The 15,736-nt window shown below is 65.8% G+C and carries 15 protein-coding genes; 6 read left to right on the top strand and 9 right to left on the bottom strand.

Annotated elements, in window-relative coordinates; all coding sequences use genetic code 11:
- Positions 1–411 precede the first annotated feature (411 nt).
- The 8 genes from PQB87_RS20760 to PQB87_RS20725 all read right to left on the bottom strand — a co-directional run bounded on the left by PQB87_RS20760 (position 412) and on the right by PQB87_RS20725 (position 9,139).
- Entirely contained in the window at positions 412–1,662 is a 1,251-nt protein-coding gene (locus tag PQB87_RS20760) for an IS256 family transposase (protein WP_489242314.1), read from the bottom strand.
- Between the two features lie 87 nt (positions 1,663–1,749).
- A complete protein-coding gene (locus PQB87_RS20755) occupies positions 1,750–2,859 on the bottom strand; it encodes a hypothetical protein (protein ID WP_489243652.1) in 1,110 nt (369 codons plus the stop codon).
- Between the two features lie 234 nt (positions 2,860–3,093).
- Positions 3,094–3,600: a PraA/PraB family alkane oxidation protein activator gene (locus PQB87_RS20750; protein ID WP_060067008.1), complete on the bottom strand. Its 507-nt coding sequence runs from the start codon at positions 3,598–3,600 to the stop codon at positions 3,094–3,096.
- A gap of 179 nt (positions 3,601–3,779) precedes the next feature.
- On the bottom strand, positions 3,780–4,283 hold the full coding sequence (locus PQB87_RS20745; protein WP_021160324.1) for a PraA/PraB family alkane oxidation protein activator: 504 nt from the start codon (positions 4,281–4,283) through the stop codon (positions 3,780–3,782).
- Between the two features lie 121 nt (positions 4,284–4,404).
- The gene (locus tag PQB87_RS20740; protein WP_060086136.1) at positions 4,405–5,229 is read right to left on the bottom strand and encodes an OmpW/AlkL family protein; all 825 of its coding nucleotides are present in this window, start codon (positions 5,227–5,229) and stop codon (positions 4,405–4,407) included.
- Positions 5,230–5,303: 74 nt separating this feature from the next.
- On the bottom strand, positions 5,304–6,557 hold the full coding sequence (locus tag PQB87_RS20735; protein ID WP_059489553.1) for a DUF2957 domain-containing protein: 1,254 nt from the start codon (positions 6,555–6,557) through the stop codon (positions 5,304–5,306).
- A 71-nt stretch (positions 6,558–6,628) separates the two neighbouring features.
- The gene (locus PQB87_RS20730; protein ID WP_059589851.1) at positions 6,629–8,224 is read right to left on the bottom strand and encodes a DUF2957 domain-containing protein; all 1,596 of its coding nucleotides are present in this window, start codon (positions 8,222–8,224) and stop codon (positions 6,629–6,631) included.
- Positions 8,225–8,842: 618 nt separating this feature from the next.
- Entirely contained in the window at positions 8,843–9,139 is a 297-nt protein-coding gene (locus PQB87_RS20725) for a cupin domain-containing protein (RefSeq protein ID WP_021160319.1), read from the bottom strand.
- 434 nt (positions 9,140–9,573) lie between these two features.
- On the opposite strand from PQB87_RS20725, the gene PQB87_RS20720 reads away from it, so the two are divergent.
- From PQB87_RS20720 to PQB87_RS20710, 3 genes are all read left to right on the top strand, one after another.
- Complete coding sequence (locus tag PQB87_RS20720; RefSeq protein WP_111939248.1) at positions 9,574–10,521, top strand: ABC transporter ATP-binding protein; 948 nt, start codon at positions 9,574–9,576, stop codon at positions 10,519–10,521.
- Positions 10,522–10,524: 3 nt separating this feature from the next.
- Positions 10,525–11,286 (top strand): ABC transporter permease, encoded by a 762-nt coding sequence (locus PQB87_RS20715; protein ID WP_021160316.1) that lies wholly within the window; start codon positions 10,525–10,527, stop codon positions 11,284–11,286.
- Between the two features lie 160 nt (positions 11,287–11,446).
- Entirely contained in the window at positions 11,447–12,868 is a 1,422-nt protein-coding gene (locus PQB87_RS20710) for an MFS transporter (RefSeq protein WP_021160315.1), read from the top strand.
- A gap of 199 nt (positions 12,869–13,067) precedes the next feature.
- Here PQB87_RS20710 and PQB87_RS20705 read toward each other — a convergent pair whose 3' ends face one another.
- Positions 13,068–13,298 (bottom strand): hypothetical protein, encoded by a 231-nt coding sequence (locus PQB87_RS20705; RefSeq protein ID WP_027790668.1) that lies wholly within the window; start codon positions 13,296–13,298, stop codon positions 13,068–13,070.
- A 208-nt stretch (positions 13,299–13,506) separates the two neighbouring features.
- Between PQB87_RS20705 and PQB87_RS20700 the strand changes: the two genes are divergently transcribed.
- The 3 genes from PQB87_RS20700 to PQB87_RS20690 all read left to right on the top strand — a co-directional run bounded on the left by PQB87_RS20700 (position 13,507) and on the right by PQB87_RS20690 (position 15,676).
- Complete coding sequence (locus tag PQB87_RS20700; protein ID WP_059494943.1) at positions 13,507–13,938, top strand: YciI family protein; 432 nt, start codon at positions 13,507–13,509, stop codon at positions 13,936–13,938.
- A 140-nt stretch (positions 13,939–14,078) separates the two neighbouring features.
- On the top strand, positions 14,079–14,885 hold the full coding sequence (locus PQB87_RS20695; protein ID WP_226218459.1) for a DinB family protein: 807 nt from the start codon (positions 14,079–14,081) through the stop codon (positions 14,883–14,885).
- Positions 14,882–15,676: an alpha/beta fold hydrolase gene (locus PQB87_RS20690; RefSeq protein ID WP_489243647.1), complete on the top strand. Its 795-nt coding sequence runs from the start codon at positions 14,882–14,884 to the stop codon at positions 15,674–15,676. The genes PQB87_RS20695 and PQB87_RS20690 overlap by 4 nt, the downstream gene beginning before the upstream one ends.
- Positions 15,677–15,736 lie beyond the last annotated feature (60 nt).

The following is a 15,736-nucleotide window of genomic DNA, read 5'->3' as shown; positions in this document are numbered from 1 at the left end:
CTTGGCAATTCTTCGGCGACGCGGGCGGGCAGTGACGTCGAAGCGGTCGCCGGCATCGTCTGCGGAATCATACTGCGTTCGGGCGATGGCGCCGGAATCGGGGGGCGCAGGCGGGATGGATGGCGTGGTGTGCGGTGTGCGGTGTGCGGTGTGCGGTGTGCGGTGTGCGGTGTGCGGTGTGCGGTGTGCGGTGTGCGGTGTGCGGCCAGTGTGGACTGGTGACGGCATGACGGCTCGGCGCGCTGCCGCCCGATGCCCGTTCGCGTGAGCGAACGGGGTCCGGCATGGCGCGCGAATCAGGATGCGCGTACGCGAATCGTTTGGCATCCTTGCGGATTACTTCGAAAGAGGCTTCGGAAAAGCTGGCGCGTCGGGGGTGTCAGGATTTCCGTGTTCAAGGCGGGTTGAGATTCACACGGATGGTCGAACGAATCGATCCTCGTAAAGGATGGCGAACTGGTTCATAGCCGCCTTCCAGTCATGAGCAGCACGCCCCCAATCGGCGGTGATGTTGCGCAGTGCCAGCCAGATGAGCTTGGTGGCAGCCTCATCGGTCGGGAAGTGTCCTCGAGTCTTGATGATCTTGCGCAGCTGCGAGTTGATGTTCTCGATGGCGTTCGTAGTGTATATAACCTTGCGAACCGCCGGCGGAAACGCGAAGAACGGAATCACACGATCCCAGGCGTTGCGCCATGCCGCACTGACTGTCGGGAATTTCTGGCCCCATGGCCCTGCGGCAAAGGCGTCGAGTTCTGCCTGAGCCGCCTCCGCACTCGGTGCGCAGTAGATTGGGCGAATCACTGCGGCTAATCCTCGACGGTCTTTCCAGCTGGCGTAATCGAGGCTGTTGCGGATCAGGTGAACGATGCAGGTCTGCAGCGTGGTCGCCGGAAACACGGCAGCCAGCGCCTCGGGCATGCCTTTGAGGCCGTCGGTCACGGCGATTAGGATGTCGTGAACGCCACGTGTCTTGAGATCGTTGAACACCTTCATCCAGAACTTGGCGCCTTCGGTGCCTTCGATCCACAAGCCTAGAATATCGCGCGTGCCGTCGGGCAGAACGCCCAGCGCAAGGTAGATCGCCTTGTTGCGCACCACGGCGTCTTCGCGAATCTTGACCCGCAGCGCGTCAAAGAACACCACCGGATACATCGGCTCGAGCGGCCGCGCTTGCCAGGCGGTCACTTCGGCCATGACCTCGTCGGTGACCGAGCTGATGAAATCGGGCGAAACCTCGGTACCGTATTGCTCTTGCAAAAATCCCTGAATCTCACGCACGGTCATGCCCCGGGCGTACATGGCGACGATCTTGTCGTCGAAGCCCGTGAAGCGTCGTTCGTGTTTGGGAATCAGCAGCGGTTCGAAGCTGCCGTCGCGGTCACGAGGCACCTCGATACGGATCGGGCCGTCCTCGGTCAGCACCGTCTTGGCGCCCGTGCCATTGCGCTGATTGGTTACGGCGCTCGGCTTGGCCGCGCCAGGCGGGTAGCCCAGATGATGACTCATCTCACCGCCCAGTGCTCGCTCGATCAGCGCCTTCTTGAGGGCCATCGTTGCGGCGTTGATCGCTTCGGCCGTCATCGGACCGCTGCCGAATTGCTCAAGCAACGCGGCGGGAATCGCCGGCAGGTCTATCGGTTTGGCTTTCGGTTTGCGAGGCATATAGTCTCCTTCGGAGCATCATATGCCTTGAACACGAAATTGCTGACAGGCCCGGCGCGTCAGCCGGCCGCCCCCTTGCTCGTGGAATCAGGGCGCTACACCGGCCCGCTTGCGCATCCGCTTCCCGCGGACGATCGGATTCCATCGCGATGTCAGGCTCATTGCGCCACGCAGGCGATCGAATGCGACGTCCTCCTTCGGCCCGAAGCGATTGACCGCCGGCCACGCGAGCACGTGATCGAGGCACGCCTGCCACTCGTCGCCATGAAAACGGCGACCGATTTCCCGCACGGCGTCGGGCGCTGCGATCGCGATACCCGCCAGCAAGTAATAAGCCCAAAAGCTGCCCGCGCCGACGAGTCGATCCAGCCTGCATACGGATAACGCCGCGAGCACCCCATCCACCGACGCGAGATCGGCGCGATGCGTGCGAATCGCCCGCGCGACGAGGTTGTGCTGACCGCCATACGCGGCGATGGAGGTCCCATCGCCGGCGGCGAGCACGGCCGAGAACGTCACGAGCGCAGCCATCTCGTCGATACGCGATGCATCGTCACGTGGCCCGCATACACGCAGCGCGATCGCGTCGATGACGGCGCCCGGCAGGGTCGACGTTTCTCCGCTCGCCGCCGCGATGACGGCGAGCCTGTCTCTCAGGTTCTTCGCAGGCAGCGTGTCGCCCTGCGCGCCCGCCTCATGTGCCGTGCATGCGCCGGCATCCCCCCCGCTGCATTCGAGACCGCCGGCAATCCGCTCGAGTGCGGCCCAGCCGACATCGGGATCGTCGAATGCGCACGCATCGATCACGCCGTGCGCGGTGTCGAACACGGCGCGCGAGCCGGGACAACTGCGTTCGGCTTCGGCGAGCTGCTGCATCGAAGGCACATGCGAGCATGCGCCGTGCGGGTCGGTCAGGTCGCATGCACAGGCGCTGCCGTCCGATGCGATCCACGGTACGAGCCCGTGAAGCACGGCCGTTGCGTCACGAGACAGATTCGCGCCTGTCCGCATGCGTATCGCCTGCGACGCGGCGACGGTCGTGTCGCCGGCGTCGGCGTCGGCGTCGGCGTCGGCCGCCATCGCTACGCAAGCGGCAGCGTCGAGATGTTCGATCAGGTACTGCAGCCACGCGGCCGTGCGCAGCCGGTCAGGCGTCGCGCCGCGGGCATCGCCATACTTTGCTGGATCGGTAAGCATGGGTCTTCCGGGATAGTTCTGGCCAATTTGGAATAGTGGTAATTCAGTCGAATCGGATGGCGCGGTACGCCGTACCGATCCTGCAACGCCACACGCATCGGATCGCGATACGTGCGGCCAGCCTGTCGTCACGCTGATACGGAAGACGGCTCGAGCGCATCGACGAAGCGGCAACCCGCGTACATCCCGCACGGCCTTCGTGACCAGCGAGTTCCCCGCTTCGACTCTCGACGCTTACTGCACGTGGAACTTCGGCGACGTCGCGAGCCAGCCGTTCACCGTGCAATCCGGCGTCAGCACGGCGTTGTTGAGCGTCACGCGCGAGTCCGGATCACTCCACGCCGCCGTGACCTTGCTCGGTCCACAAGTACCGAGCACCCGCATGTCCAGCTTCACGTTGTTGATCGACACTTGCGTCGTGCTGTCCACGCTTCCCGTCCATGGCGCCGCACTGCTCGCGCTGCCGGTGAACAACACGCACAATGTGCCGCCGGTGAACTGGGTCGACGTGATGTTGACGATGCCGGCCGGCGTGACGGTGCCGTTGACCGTCGTCGTACAGTTGATCGGACTGAACGCGCCCTTCTGGAGCGATGTGAGCCCCGACGCGGAAAACGGTTCGCCATTGGGATTCATCGGCAGGCCGTCAGCACGCGAAACGGTCACCGCGAATGCGGGCGCAGCCGAAACCGCGGTGAATGCCACAGCCGCGACAAGCGACGTGATTCGACGAATTTTCATCTGTGAGGCCCTCTCTCTCGATGTATGGCGGCCTGCCCCGAATCGCGGCCGCTCTGCCGAATGAATCCGGCCGCCGCGCCCATGCACGCGACGGCACGAACCCATCGAAACCGCGAATACCCGCCGCACCTGTCGCACGACCCTCGCGCGCGGCGGGTACCCGCTTCGATCCGCGACGCTTACTGCACGTGGAACTTCGGCGACGTCAGCACCGTGCCGCCCACCGTGCAATCCGGCGTCAGCGTGGCGTTATTGAACGTCAGCGAAGAGTTCGTATCGCTCCACGTCGTGACAACCTTGCTCGGCCCGCAGGTGCCGAGCAGCGTGACGTTCACCTTCACGTTGTTGATCGACAATTGCGTCGTGCTGTCGGCCTGCCCCGTCCACGGCGACGTGCTGCTCGCGCTGCCGTTGATCAGCGAGCATGTCGCGCCGCCCGAGAACGTCGTCGACGTGATGTTGACGATGCCGGTCGACGTGATCGTGCCGTTGAACGTCGCGGTACAGCCTGCGCTGATCGCGCCCTTGCTGAGGTTCGTGAGCCCGGTCGCCGAGAACGGCTCGCCATTCGGGTTCATCGGCTGACCATCAGCCCGCGAAACGGTGACTGCGAAAGCAGGCGCGGCGGAAACCGCGGTGAAAGCCACTGCAGCAACAAGCGATACGATTTTGCGAATGCTCATTTGAACTGCCCCCTCTCTTCACAAATGGCGGCACGCCGCCAGGAACGCGACCGCCCGGCCGGATCGTTCCGGCCCGACGGTCGCAGGAAGCCGCCGGTGCGCGTCATGCGCGCCGGACGGCTCAGAACTTGTAGGAAATCCCGACGAACGTGATCAGCGGATCCGCCTTCAACCGTGTGCGCGTGGTGGCGAGCGTCGATCCGTCGGCCGCCTTGATCACGAGCGACGAGTAGGTCTTCAGCGGCATGTACGTCAGCGTCGCCGTCAGACCCCAGTGCTTGTCGATCGCGTAGCTCGCGCCCACGTTGTAGACCGGCGTGAACGACGACGACGCCTTGCCCTCGACCGACGTCGGCCCCGGCTTGCCGGCGCCCGCCGCGAGCACGCTGCCGAGGTTTTCGTTGATGTCCTTCGCGAAGTTGCCGTTCAGTTCGATGTTGCTGAACCAGCTGTAGGCCACACCGATCCCGACGAACGGGCGGAACTTCGCCGTCGGCGAATTGAAGTAGTACTGCAGAATGATCGTCGGGCTCCACTGCCTTGCGTTCTTCACGGCCGGCTGGTTGGCCGGGTTGTCCATGTTGACGCTGCCCAGCGCGCCGGACGGGCCCGGCGGCTTGATCGTGCCGTGCCCGGTCAGCGTGAACTCGGGCGGCACGCCGAGCACCGACGTCACCGCGATGTGGTCGGTGAAGAAGTGCGTGAGCGTCAGGCCGACCGTATCGGCGTTGTTGACGGTCAGGCTCGTGCCGGGCGACGTGAACGACCCGGGCAGGCGCAGCGGCCCGTTGATCGGCATGCCGGCGAGATTCGTCGTGAGCCCGTTGGTCGAATCCTGCGGCATGATGTGCAACCAGCCCAGCGTCGCGACGTTGTCGCCCGCCTGCTGGGCCGATGCGAGCGTCGATACGCCTGCGACGACACCCGCGACAATCAGCTTCTTCATGAAGTCTCCTTCTCGTTCTGTCCGGGCGCCGCGCGCTTTCGCGCGGCGCCGCCGTGTCTCCATCCGGGCTTGCGTCACTGCACGAAGGCGCCGACCGTGAAGTACGGATTACTCGTATCGTTCATGTCGAGGAACCCGAACACGCCGCCGGTGAACACGAACTTGCCGGTCGCGGGCCCCGATGCCGCATCCGCATGCACGGTCGTGACGACACCCGGCACCTTCTGCGTGAAATCGAGGTTCAGTGCACGCGTGAGCGCGGCCTGCGACGCGTTGAACGGATCGAGCAGCGTGGCCTGCGCGCCGACGAGCGCGGTCGCGCGGTAGTTGAACGCGCTGTCGACACCCGTGTACTCGCCGTTCTGCGAGCCTTGCGTGATCGCCGTCTGCGGGCTCAGGAACGAGATGCCCGATTCGTCGTCCGCGCTCGGCGAGCCCTGCGTCAGGTCCGCATTCGCCGCGCCGGTGCGGATGAAGATCGGCACGAGCTGGTTGCGCAGCTTGCCGACGATCAGGATTCCCTTGCCGGCCTTCGCGGGATCGACCGCCGCGAGCGTCGGCGGAATCTGCGGCAGGTAGTTGAGCGACTGGAACGCCGGCGCATCCGGACGCAGCGTGAACGGCTGGTTCACGGTCGCGCTCGACGCGAGCGGCTGCCCGCCGTTCTTCTTGCCGAAGTTGTCGGTCTCGACGTAGCTGCCGTCCGCGTTGATTGTCACCTGCTGGTCGAGCGCCACCGGCTGGAAGCTTTGCGACGGCACCTGGTGGTAGCCGAGCTGGTTGTACTTGCCGGCGATCTTCGTCAGGTCGGTTTCCAGCGACGAGAAGCTGATGAACGGGTAGTACGGGAACGTCGTCTTCGGGATCTTGCCGACGCCGATCACGCCGTCGAACTGGATCGTCGCGCCGGGGATCGCGCCGCCCAGCACGCCTTCGCCGAGGAACAGCCGCGCGGGCCGGCTCGGGTCGAGGCTCGCGTTCTGCATCCGGAACGTGCACTGGTTCAGCTTCACCGTCGGCAGCCCCGTCTCGTCGGCCAGCGTGCCGTCGACCACATTGGCGGGCGCAGTATCGCGCGTCGGCTGCACGGTGCCCGTCGTGGTCGGCACCGGCGACGCGAGATAGGTCATCCGGTACGTCATCTTCGTCGTGTCGAGCTGCACCTTCACGAGTTCGCCCGATCCCGAGCCGCCGATGAACACCGTGTTGTAGTCGATCGTCTGCGGGCACAGCCGGACCACCGGCGCGGGCGGCGGGTCGCCGTCTCCGCCGCACGCAGCCAGCACGGGCGCGAGCGATGCCGCGGCCATCCATTTCTTCACATTCATAGGAATCCTCTTGAAATTCGATTCGCCGGCGGCGACGCATGCGCCGCCGGTGTTACGTGTTCAATACAGGGTTACTGGACGAACGCGCCGACCGTGAAGAACGGGTTGACCTGGCTGTTGTTGACGACCATCGCGTAGACATTGCCGGCCGTCACGAGCCAGCCCGTGTCGCCCTTCTTGAAGATCGCCACGTTGCCGCTCGCGCCCTTCGCGTTGAAGTCCTGCGTGGCCGTGACCTTGATCTTGCCGGGCGTCGCCTGCGTGTAGTCGAGCCCGAACTGCGAGGTCACCCCCGACGTCTGCGGATCGATGAACGCCGCGGTACTGCCCTGGAACAGCGTGGACGTATAGTTCGCGGCCATCGTCGAGACGGCCGTGCCGTCATCGCAACTGCCTGCTACCGAATAGAAGGTGTTATTGGTGAAGACGCCGGGCAGGTCTGGGTGCGGCATGTTCGGGTTGAAGCTCGGCCCCGGCGACGTCACCTTGTTCGCCTGACCGCTGGATGTCACAACGCCGCATGCGGATGCGCTGGTCGCACCGATATATCCCCCCTTCAGGGAGTTCGCGGCAATCGCTTTCGTCGACGCCAGCATCGAGATGCCGACTTCGGCATCGGCGACCGATGCGAACAGATTGACCGTATCGACGTGCGTATAGCCGACACGAATCACGATCGGCACAAGTACGCCGTTCAGCCTGCCGACGATCATGATGCCTTTCGCCTGACTCGGTGCAATGATCAGCGTCGAGCCCTGCCCCGCGATCGGATACCCCTGCCCCACCGGATTGCTCACGAATACATTGTCTGCCGATCCGTCCGCGTTCTTGCGCTGCGCCCACGGCGTCCCGGTCGTCTGACACGAGTAGTCGCTGCCCTGCGTGATAGAACACGAACCGTCCGCATTGAACGTCTGATTCCAGTTGACGACGTCGGGCTCCCAGCCGACCGGCCCGGTCGGGCTCTGACCATCACCGCCGATCGGCGACAGATGGATGCCGACCTCGTTGTAGTTGCCCGCCACTTTCGTGAAGTCGGTTTCGGTGTCGGTGAAGCCGATGAACGGATAGAAATCGAAGGTGCGCGACGGTACGACGCCGAGCGTGATGCCCGGGAGCAGCGGGATACCGGCGAACGCAATCGTCGCCCCCGGAATCCCGCCGCCCACCACGCCATTGCCGACGAACAGCATCGGCGGATCCGCACGGTTGATCGTCACCGAATACGCGCCGTCGCTCGTCGCGCCGCTGTCGAGCACGAACGCACAGCGGTTCTGCTCGGCGGTCGGGAGCGTGGTCGGATGATGGAACGCGCCGCTGATCGTCAGGCCTGCGCGCGTATTGTTGACCTGCCCCGCCGACGTCGGCACCGACGATTCGATGAACTGCATCTGGTAGGTCATCTTCGTCGTGTCGAACTTCACCTTCACGTACTCGCCGCTGCCTGCGCCACCCGTGTACGTCGTCGTGTAGTCGAGCGCGTCCGGGCACAGCTTCGTGACGACGGGCGGCGTCGTGACGGAACCGCTCGGCCCGCACGCGCTCCCCGAGCACTGCGGCACGTTGATCGGCCCCGGATCGTCACCGCCGCCGCAACCGGCGACGAACGGCAAAGCGATTACTGCGCACGACAGGATCGCTTTCCGCCATTCAGGAATGCAAATCATCAACCCCTCCTTTTCGGGTACGACAAGTCTCGTCCGGACAGGCTGCATGGCCCGCCGGTTGGTATCGCGCCGCCGCACGAACGCGCGGCGCATGACGGTGTGCGCCAGGTTGCCGCGATGCCGGTCAGGCAAATGCGGCACGCGCCGCGGCGGCAGGCAAGCGCTCTCCCGCGGCGCCGTCATGCGGCACGGCGCCGTGAGAACAATCGAAACGGGATGTGGTTCGCCGCTACACGGCGATATGACAACGCAGGTACGCGACCTGCATCGCGCCTGCGTTCAGCGAAAAAACGGGAAACGGCAGTCCGACTGGCCCCGCGGATAGGCGTCTCATCAATTGGTCTCCATCCGTACGCTTGATTCGTTATCGTGATGCGTCGTTTGACGAGACTATGATCGGACGATACCTACAAGTAAATGGATGCAGAGTTCCAAACGGCCGAAACCGCGCAATCGCAGTGCGTGCCGGGGATTTGACAGATTTTCAAACAGCCTTCAATTTATTTGCTCAGACAAATACATGGCCCGTGTAACACGCGTTTGAATAACCATGGCCGATCCCGCGCTCTGCCTTGCCTGCCGGCCCTCGACGATCCGCCTGCATGCTGCAGCGCAACCTCATACGTCGACGATCGCGAGCGTGCCGTGGCTGCCCGGCAGCACCGCGTGAGGCGTGCCGGCAAGCGCCAGGTACATTTGCCCGGCCTCGACGACGACCGTCTCGCCCCCGACCTCGAGCATCATCCGGCCGTCGAGCACCAGCAGACCCTCGTTGTAGTCGTGCACTTCCGCTTCGTAAGCCTGCGCATCCATGCGCAGCACCTTGATCCTGGCCGGCCCGACCTCGCCGACGATCGTGGATTTCCACGCGACGGCCTGCGCGGCCGCCACGGATTTGAAATCGATCAAAGACATGCGTTTCGCTCCGTAAACGATGAAAGGAACGCATTATCGCGAGCGCAGCGCACGCCGTCCCGGTACGGCGCGACGGCCTTCGGGCGGCACAGTCGGCCGGCGGGCCGCGCCGCCGCCGGGCGGGCACGCGATCGCATCCCCGTTCGCATAAAACGGCACGCATTGTTCAAACACCGCAAATAAAACACCGCGTTATTGGGAGATGCGCCGTCAATTCGCACCAATCCAGCACCGGCAATGCTCGCCCTTTCCACGAGAATGCATTTCCATCTGTCGATTGCTAATATGGCGATCCCGCGATCCCGCACCACAACGCCGTTCGACATGACGCCCGTTCGCCATGCCGTCCCCGGTCCCGGCCGCTTCGCAGCGGCGGCGGCGCCGGGCACGCGCGGCGCACACCGTTGCGCCGGCCGGCCGTGCCATCCGTGAGCATGCAACCGATCCTTTCCGTCTCCGACCTCTCCAAGACTTACGCGTCCGGCTTCCAGGCGCTGAAGCACGTGACCCTCGACATCCGCCCCGGCGAGATCTTCGCGTTGCTCGGGCCGAACGGCGCCGGCAAGACGACGCTGATCGGCTCGATCTGCGGCATCGTCACGCCGACCTCAGGCCGCGTGACGGTCGGCGGCCACGACATCCGCGATCACTACCGCGCGGCCCGCGAAATGATCGGCCTCGTACCGCAGGAACTGACGACCGACGCGTTCGAAACCGTCTGGGCGACCGTGTCGTTCAGCCGCGGCCTGTTCGGCAAGGCACCCGATCCCGCGCATGTCGAGAAGACGCTGAGGGCGCTGTCGCTGTGGGACAAGCGCGACAACAAGCTGATGACGCTGTCGGGCGGCATGAAGCGCCGCGTGATGATCGCGAAGGCGCTGTCGCACGAGCCGCGCATCCTGTTCCTCGACGAGCCGACGGCCGGCGTCGACGTCGAGCTGCGCCGCGACATGTGGAAGCTCGTCGATTCGCTGCGCGAAAGCGGCGTGACGATCCTGCTGACCACGCACTACATCGAGGAAGCCGAGGAAATGGCCGACCGGATCGGCATCATCCTCGGCGGCGAGCTCGTGCTCGTCGAGGAGAAGCGCGAACTGATGCGCAAGCTCGGCAAGAAGCAGCTCACCGTGCAGCTCGAGCACCCGCTCGCGGACGTGCCGCCCGCGCTCGCACCGTTCGGCCTCGAACGCGCGGACGACGGCGCGGCGCTCGTCTACACGTACGACTCGCAGCGCGACGACGCGAGCATCGCGACGCTGATCAACGCGCTCGGTTCGGCCGGCATCGGCTTTCGCGACCTGCATACGACGCAGAGCTCGCTCGAGGACATTTTCGTCAGCCTGATCGACAACCGCCGCAACGGCGTGCAGCAAGGAGCCTGACGCATGAACCTGCATGGAATCCGCGCGATCTACCGCGCCGAAATGGCCCGCACGCGCCGCACGCTGATGCAGAGCATCATCGCGCCGGTGATCTCGACGTCGCTGTATTTCGTCGTGTTCGGCTCCGCGATCGGCTCGCGCATCAGCGACGTGAACGGCATCGGCTACGGCTCGTTCATCGTGCCGGGGCTCGTGATGCTGTCGCTGCTGTCGCAGAGCATCTCGAACGCGTCGTTCGGCATCTACTTCCCGCGCTTCACGGGCACGATCTACGAGATCCTCTCCGCGCCCGTGTCGTACTGGGAGATCGTGATCGCGTACGTGGGCGCGGCCGCGTCGAAGTCGATCCTGCTCGGCGTGATCATCCTCGCCACGGCCGGCCTGTTCGTGCCGCTGCACATCCTGCATCCGTTCTGGATGGTGCTGTTCCTCGTGCTGACGGCGGTCACGTTCAGCCTGTTCGGCTTCGTGATCGGCATCTGGGCCGACAGCTTCGAGAAGCTGCAGCTCGTGCCGCTCCTGATCATCACGCCGCTCACGTTCCTCGGCGGCAGCTTCTACTCGGTCGACATGCTGCCGCCCGCGTGGCGCGTCATCACGCTGTTCAACCCGATCGTCTACCTGGTCAGCGGCTTCCGCTGGTCGTTCTACGGGCTCGCCGACGTGCACGTGTGGATCAGCCTCGCCGCGACCGGGCTGTTCCTCGTGATCCTGCTGGCGATCGTCGCGTGGATGTTCCGCACCGGCTACAAGCTGAAGAACTGATGCAAAGCGGCCGCACCCCGCGCCGCCGCCGATGACGCATTTGGGCAAGCAGGCGGCGTTTTTCCTCTGATGCGGCATTTTGTGGTCGCGTCTACTGAAGACGAAGCATCGGGGCCGCGAAGCACGCGCTTCGCGGCCCCTTTTCATTTCAGAGGACGCCATGCCCGCCGCCACCGCTCCCGCCTCCGCCGCCGCCCGGCTCGAACGCCTGCCGTTCTCCGGTTATCACAAGCGGATCTTCTTCATCATCGCGATCGCGTTCTTCTTCGACTCGGTCGACCTCGGCACGATGACGTTCGTGCTCGGCTCGATCCGCAAGGAGTTCGGCCTGTCGACCGCGGCCGCCGGCCTCGTCGCGAGCGCGAGCTTCTTCGGGATGGTGCTCGGCGCAGCCGTCGCCGGCCTGCTCGCCGACCGCTTCGGCCGCCGGCCGGTATTCCAGTGGAGCATGGTGCTGTGGGGCGCGGCCTCCTACCTGTGCTCGACCGCGCAGAGCGTCGACGCGCTGATCGTCTACCGCGTGCTGCTCGGGATCGGGATGGGAATGGAATTCCCGGTCGCGCAAACATTGCTGTCCGAATTCGTGCCGACCGAGAAGCGCGGCCGCCTGATCGCGCTGATGGACGGCTTCTGGCCGCTCGGCTTCATCACGGCCGGCATCGTCGCGTATTTCGTGCTGCCGCAGTTCGGCTGGCGCACGGTGTTCGCGCTGCTCGCGATTCCCGCCGTGTTCGTGCTCGTCGTGCGCCGGATCGTGCCCGAATCGCCACGCTGGCTCGAGCATGCGGGCCGGCACACGGAAGCCGATACGGTGATGCGCACGATCGAGGCGAAGGTGATGCGCTCGGCCGGCGTCACGACGCTGCCGCCGCCGTCGCGGCTTGCGGAACCGGTCGTGGCACGCGGCCACGGCGCGCTGCGCGAGATCTGGAGCGGCGTGTATCGTCGCCGCACGGTGATGGTGTGGCTGCTGTGGTTCTTCGCGCTGCTCGGTTTCTACGGCCTCACGTCGTGGCTCGGCGCGCTGCTGCAGCAGGCCGGTTTCGAGGTCACGAAATCGGTGTTCTACACGGTGCTGATCTCGCTCGGCGGCGTGCCGGGCTTCCTGTGCGCCGCGTGGCTCGTCGAACGCTGGGGGCGCAAGCCGACCTGCATCGCGTCGCTGATCGGCGGCGGTGCGATGGCATACGCATACGGCCAGAGCGCGCTGTACGGCGGCAGCACGACGCTGCTGATCGTCACCGGCCTCGCGATGCAGTTCTTCCTGTTCGGGATGTGGGCCGCGCTGTACACGTACACGCCCGAACTGTACGGCACGGGTGCGCGTGCGACGGGGTCGGGCTTCGCATCGGCGATCGGGCGCGTCGGCTCGCTGATCGGGCCTTATGTGGTCGGCGTCGTGCTGCCGGTGTTCGGCCAGGGCGGCGTGTTCACGCTCGGCGCGCTGTCGTTCGTCGCGGCGGCAATTGCAGTGTGGACGCTCGGTATCGAGACGAAGGGGCTCGCGCTGGAACAGCTCGCGGCAGGCGACGAAGCCGGCGGCGGCGGCCGGTATGCGGCAGCGGCCGACAAGATGTCCTGAGCGCCGAGTTGACGACCCGGGCGGGCTTTCCGGCCGGCATGGCGTTCAGCGCCATGCCGGCCGCTGCGTGAACTGACAGGATTCGCGCCCGATCACACACGACATCCCGCGCGTGGTCACCGGCGCGATCGCGCATTGCGAGGCCGCCGCCGCGTAGGCCGTGGAGGCGGCCACCCGACGACGGTCCGGCTGGCTCCGGTCAGGCGCCGGCGACGACGAACTCTTCGGCCGCCTTGCGTTGAACCGCGGCCATCACCGCCAGTTCGCGCTTGCTGCGCGCGTCGCCGGACACGACACCCGTCGCGTTCTTCGCCTTCGCACCCAGCGGGAAAAAGACAAACGACGCGCCGGCCGGGGCCGCCGGTTCCGCGCGCAGGCGTTTGTTCAGGATTTTCAGGTACTTCTTCTTCGACACTTCCTTAGCAGCCATGGCACCCTCCGCGTGAACGTGGTGGGGATCAGCATACCAGTTTTGGCACAGGGCTCCGCCGCATCGCCCGCCGGTGCGTGCGCCCCCGAATATTCGTCGGAACCGATGTCGATTCGCGTCGCCGTCGCGCGTCGTGTTGTCGTAACCGATCGTTTTGCCGTCGGCGCGGCCGGCGGCGCCCCCTCATTCCCTTCAAGGAGAAACGACCATGCGCGTCCTCGTAATCGTCAAGGCCACCGCCGATTCCGAATCCGGCCGGATGCCCGACCCCGAAATGATCGCCGCGATGGGCCGGTTCAACGAAGAACTGGCGAAAGCCGGCATCCTGCTCGCCGCCGACGGGTTGCACCCGAGCATGCGCGGCAAGCGCGTGCACTTTGCCGGCAGGAACCGCACCGTCATCGACGGCCCGTTCGCGGAAACGAAGGAACTCGTCGCCGGCTTCTGGCTGTGGCAGGTGAAGTCGATGGAAGAAGCGGTCGAATGGGTGAAGCGCTGCCCGAACCCGATGCCCGGCGACTCCGACATCGAGATCCGCCCGCTGTTCGAGGCCGAGGATTTCAGCCCGGCATTCACGACCGAGTTGCAGGAACTGAAAGCGCGGCAGAGCGCACAAGCCGAGGCGGGGAAACACGCGTAAGACGGGCGGCGTCAGGCGGTCTTACATGACCGCCGGGCGCCGGCAACGCTTGATGCAGCACATCGCGCTCATCCCGCCGTTGACGCTACCGGCCTAGTAACGTATCGTTTTGAGACGTTACTAGGCCAATTCTTTCCATCGTGCATTCCCGTTTCGACCGCTTCCGCACCACCGCGCTCGGCGCCCAGCTCGAAGCACTGATCGCTCAACCCGAGCGCTACGTCGAATTCGCGGCGCTGTCGCGCGTAGGCGTCGCCGCGATCGGCGCGATCCAGCACGAGATCGCGCTGAAATTCCCCGAAATCGAAACCGACACGACGGCCCGCCAGTTCTGCGGCGCGATGGTCGCGGACGTCATGCGCCGCCACGGCCACGACGTCGTGCAGGCGCGCGGGCGGCTCGGCGGCACGCTGTTCAGTTACGGCGCGGTGTTCAGCGCGCATCCGCAGTTGCTGCCGTTCGCCGGTGTCGTCGCCGCGCTGGCGCAGCTGCCCGATCGGCTCGCCGCGTATGCGGCGCACGTGCCGGCCGCCCTGCGGACGCGCCGCCCCGACGGCACGGGCTTCTCGCTCGTCGAGCATGCGTGCCACCTGCGGGATCTCGACGCGGTGTTCGCCGAACGCATCGACGCCGTACGCACGCTCGACCTGCCGGTGATCGCCTCCGTCGACGGCACCGCACTCGCCGCGCAACGCGACTATCTCGCGCAGCCGCTCGACGCAGCGGTCGCGGTTTTCCGCGCGGGCCGCGCGGCGCTGTGCACAGTCGCCGCCGCGCTCGATCCCGCGCAGCTCGCACGCTGCGGGCTGCGCGACGGCATCCGCCGCATGTCGCTCGACGAACTCGTGCGCGAGCTGCTCGATCACGACCGCACGCACGTGCTCGAACTCGACGAACTGCTCGCCGAACTCGCATTGCCGCCCCTTCCTTGCCCGCCCGCCCCATGACCCAGCCCACGCCCGTCGTCTTCATTCACGGTTTCATCGGCACGCTCGACGTGCGCGGATGGAACGGCCCGCATCTCGCGCCCGACCTGCTGGGTTACGGCGCATATCGCGCGGTGCCCTTCGACGCGATCTCGCTCGCCGCCCAGGTCGAGCATGTGCGCCAAACCGTCGATGCCCACTTCGGCGCGCAGCCGGTCGATGTCGTCGGCCACTCGGTCGGTGGCGCGATCGCGATGCTGTTCGCGCATGCGCACCCGGAACGCGTGCGGCGGATCGTCAACGTCGAAGGCAACTTCACGCTCGACGATGCGTTCTGGTCGGCGTCGGTCGGCCGCATGACACCCGACGAAGCCGATGCGATGCTCGACGGGCTGCGCGCCGATGCGCCCGGCTGGCTGCGCGGCGCGATCGACGCGCCGTCGCCGGCCCAGCTCGACGACGCTCGCCACTGGCTCGCGCATCAGCCTGCATCGACGCTGCGCGCGATGGGCCGCTCCGTCGTCGCGACGACAGGCGAACCCGGCTACCTGCAGGCGCTCGCGCAGGTGTTCGAGCGTCATCCCGTCTGGCTCGTCGCCGGCGAACGCTCTCGCGCGGGCTGGCACGTACCCGACTGGGCGCTCGCGCGCTGCGCCGGCTTCGACACGATCGCAGGCTGCGGCCACTTGATTCCGGCCGAGCGGCCAGATGCGTTTCGCGATGCAATCGGGCACATCCTGGGCGCAGCAGGCATCTCCGGTCGTCAGGCGGGGAAAATGTCGAAACCGTATGATTCGCCGAAATTTGGTTGAAAGGCGCGGTTGCTAGAGTCACCGGAACAGGGTTTTCCCGGCGTCCGGCGCCGGACTGGG

Source organism: Burkholderia sp. KL41 (assembly GCF_057005415.2).
Note: the sequence above shows the minus strand (reverse complement) of the source record. Positions and strands in the feature narration are given on the sequence as shown.

Excerpts from the sequence above, each read along its gene's own strand:
- PQB87_RS20760 (WP_489242314.1), bottom strand. The coding sequence starts at position 1,662 with ATGCCTCGCAAACCGAAAGCCAAACCGATAGACCTGCCGGCGATTCCC.
- PQB87_RS20755 (WP_489243652.1), bottom strand. The coding sequence starts at position 2,859 with ATGCTTACCGATCCAGCAAAGTATGGCGATGCCCGCGGCGCGACGCCT.
- PQB87_RS20750 (WP_060067008.1), bottom strand. The coding sequence starts at position 3,600 with ATGAAAATTCGTCGAATCACGTCGCTTGTCGCGGCTGTGGCATTCACC.
- PQB87_RS20745 (WP_021160324.1), bottom strand. The coding sequence starts at position 4,283 with ATGAGCATTCGCAAAATCGTATCGCTTGTTGCTGCAGTGGCTTTCACC.
- PQB87_RS20740 (WP_060086136.1), bottom strand. The coding sequence starts at position 5,229 with ATGAAGAAGCTGATTGTCGCGGGTGTCGTCGCAGGCGTATCGACGCTC.
- PQB87_RS20735 (WP_059489553.1), bottom strand. The coding sequence starts at position 6,557 with ATGAATGTGAAGAAATGGATGGCCGCGGCATCGCTCGCGCCCGTGCTG.
- PQB87_RS20730 (WP_059589851.1), bottom strand. The coding sequence starts at position 8,224 with ATGATTTGCATTCCTGAATGGCGGAAAGCGATCCTGTCGTGCGCAGTA.
- PQB87_RS20725 (WP_021160319.1), bottom strand. The coding sequence starts at position 9,139 with ATGTCTTTGATCGATTTCAAATCCGTGGCGGCCGCGCAGGCCGTCGCG.
- PQB87_RS20720 (WP_111939248.1), top strand. The coding sequence starts at position 9,574 with ATGCAACCGATCCTTTCCGTCTCCGACCTCTCCAAGACTTACGCGTCC.
- PQB87_RS20715 (WP_021160316.1), top strand. The coding sequence starts at position 10,525 with ATGAACCTGCATGGAATCCGCGCGATCTACCGCGCCGAAATGGCCCGC.
- PQB87_RS20710 (WP_021160315.1), top strand. The coding sequence starts at position 11,447 with ATGCCCGCCGCCACCGCTCCCGCCTCCGCCGCCGCCCGGCTCGAACGC.
- PQB87_RS20705 (WP_027790668.1), bottom strand. The coding sequence starts at position 13,298 with ATGGCTGCTAAGGAAGTGTCGAAGAAGAAGTACCTGAAAATCCTGAAC.
- PQB87_RS20700 (WP_059494943.1), top strand. The coding sequence starts at position 13,507 with ATGCGCGTCCTCGTAATCGTCAAGGCCACCGCCGATTCCGAATCCGGC.
- PQB87_RS20690 (WP_489243647.1), top strand. The coding sequence starts at position 14,882 with ATGACCCAGCCCACGCCCGTCGTCTTCATTCACGGTTTCATCGGCACG.